The following is a 2,431-nucleotide window of genomic DNA, read 5'->3' as shown; positions in this document are numbered from 1 at the left end:
TTCGGCGGGGAACAGCGTCCGCAGGGCTTCGTGCCGGCCCACGACATCGCACAGCGCGCTGCGCAGGGCGTCCGCGTCGAGGGGACCGGTCAGGCAGACCGCCAGCGAGATGTTGTACGTCGCCGACGGGCCCTCCAGCTGGTCCAGGAACCAGAGCCGCTGCTGGGCGTAGGACAAGGGGATCACTTGGAAGCTCCCATCCGGCGCATCGGCCGAAGCTTGGGCCGGGCGCTTTCAGCGCCCTTGAGCTGTTCGACCAGCGTGGCCACGGTCGGATTCTCGAAGAGGGCCCCGACCGAGAGGTCGGGCCCCATGACGCTGCTGATCCGGCGCACGAGCCGGGTGGCGAGCAGGGAGTGCCCGCCCAGGTGGAAGAAGTTGTCGTCGATGGACACCGACGAGCGGCCGAGTACCTCTGCGAACAGCTCGCAGAGCATTTCTTCCTTGGGGGTCCGGGGAGGACGGCCCTCGCCGGCGCCCTCGTCCGCCGGTTCCGGAACGGGAAGCGCCCGTCGGTCGAGCTTGCCGTTGGTGGTCCACGGCAGGGCGTCCAGCACGACGTAGGCCGCGGGCACCATGTAGTCGGGCAGGGTCGCGGAGGCGTGGGCGCGCAGCTCGGCGACGTCGATGCGGGCGCCTTCGACCGCCGTCACGTATCCGATGAGGCATTTGTTGCCCGGCCTGATCTCGCCCAGGACGACGGCGGCCTGCGCCACCGACGCCTGCCGGCACAGGACCGTCTCGATCTCGCCGGGTTCGATGCGGAAGCCGCGGAGTTTGACCTGCTGGTCGGCGCGGCCCAGGAACTCGATCTCCCCGCGGTGGTTCCAGCGGGCCAGGTCCCCCGTGCGGTACATGCGGGAGCCTGCCGGGCCGTACGGATCGGCCGTGAAACGCTCGGCGGTGAGCCCGGGGCGGTGGAGATAGCCTGCGGCGAGACCGGCGCCGGCCAGGTAGAGCTCGCCCGGCGTGAGCGGCGGTACCAGGCGCATGGCCCGGTCCAGGACGTACAGCCGGGTGTTGTCCAGGGCGGTACCGATGGGCAGGGGACCCGGGTAGTCGAAGGGCCTGCGGACGGCGTGCGCGGCGGCCATCACGGTGGCCTCGGTCGGGCCGTAGCCGTTGAGCACGGTGGTGTCGGGGCAGTGCTCCTGTACGCGTCGGACCGCCTCCACCGGTACCACGTCACCGCCGGTCACGACGGTCCGTACGCCGGCGAAGGCCGCCGGCTCCTCCTCGGCCACCATTTGGAACAGTCCTGCCGCGAGGATCAGGCCGGTGACGCGTCCTTCCGAGAGCACCCGGCTCATCGCGGCCGAGTCGAGCAGTCCGGGGGGTGCGATCACCAGCGTGCCGCCCGACAGCAGAGGCATCCAGATCTCGAACGTCGAGGCGTCGAAGGCCATCGGCGAGTGCAGCAGCATGCGGGCGCGCGAGGCCAGGGGGAACGGCGAGTCGGCGGCAAGATCGGTGATGTTACGGTGAGTGACGGCGACGCCCTTGGGGACACCGGTCGAGCCGGAGGTGAACATGGCGTACGCGGCCTGGTCGGGATGGACCGCGGCCATGGGACCGGGCCGGCCTGCCGTGCCGTTCGTACGGTCCGCGATCCCGGCGACCGGGATGGTCCGGGCGTTCTCGGGCAGGTCCAGTCCTCCGAGCGGGCGGTCGGTGAGGAAGACGGTGGCCTTCGACTCCCGGATGATCAGATTGATCCGGTCGGTGGGATAGCGGATGTCCAGCGGGACGTAGACCGCTCCCGCCTTCACGACGGCGAGCGTCGCGATCACCGCCTCCGGCGACCGCTCGTTGTAGAGGACGACGCAGTCGCCCGGGCGGATGCCCTCGTCGATGAGCCGCTGGGCCAGTTGGTCGGCCCGCTCGTCCAACTCGCCGTAGCTGAGGCTTCGTTCACCCATCACGATGGCCTGGGCGTCCGGCGTACGGGCGACCTGCGCGGCGAACGCCTCCGGCAGGGAGGTTCCGGTACGGGGTACCGGGGCCCCGTTCCACGAGACGAGCAGGCGGTGGCGTTCCTCGTCGCCCAGCATGTCGAGTTCACCGGTCGGCAGGTCCGGGGTATCGCCGGCTGCGTCGAGGAGCCGGAGGAGGCGGCTGACGGCGGCTTCGACGGTGCGGGCGTCGTAGAGGTCCGTGGCGTACTCCACGCGCACGTCGACGCCGGCCGGGCGGCCCGCGGGGCCGTGGTGTTCCTGGAAGGTGAAGGTGAGGTCGAACTTGGCGATCTCCAGGGACGTGTACTGCGGGTCGGCCTTCACACCCGCGAGGTGAGGGACGGGCACGCCCGCGTCCGTGACGGAGAGCATGACCTGGGCCAGGGGGTGGCGGGAGGCGGAGCGCTCGGGGTTGAGGGTCTCCACGAGCCGGTCGAAGGGCACGTCTTGGTGTGCCCAGGCGGCGAGGTCGGTGT

The 2,431-nt window shown here is 70.9% G+C and carries 2 protein-coding genes; both read right to left on the bottom strand.

Features of this window, described 5'->3' with window-relative positions; translation table 11 throughout:
- A partial coding sequence (locus ACZ49B_RS39115; RefSeq protein ID WP_468316087.1) for a condensation domain-containing protein occupies positions 1-186 on the bottom strand: 186 nt, incomplete at its 3' end.
- Positions 183-2,431, bottom strand: a 2,249-nt coding sequence (locus tag ACZ49B_RS39110; protein WP_468316084.1) for a non-ribosomal peptide synthetase, incomplete at its 5' end; no start/stop codon positions are given. The genes ACZ49B_RS39115 and ACZ49B_RS39110, both read right to left, overlap by 4 nt.

The sequence above is a fragment of the Streptomyces sp. NPDC031132 genome, assembly GCF_055570595.1.
This window is presented reverse-complemented; position numbering and strand designations above follow the sequence as displayed.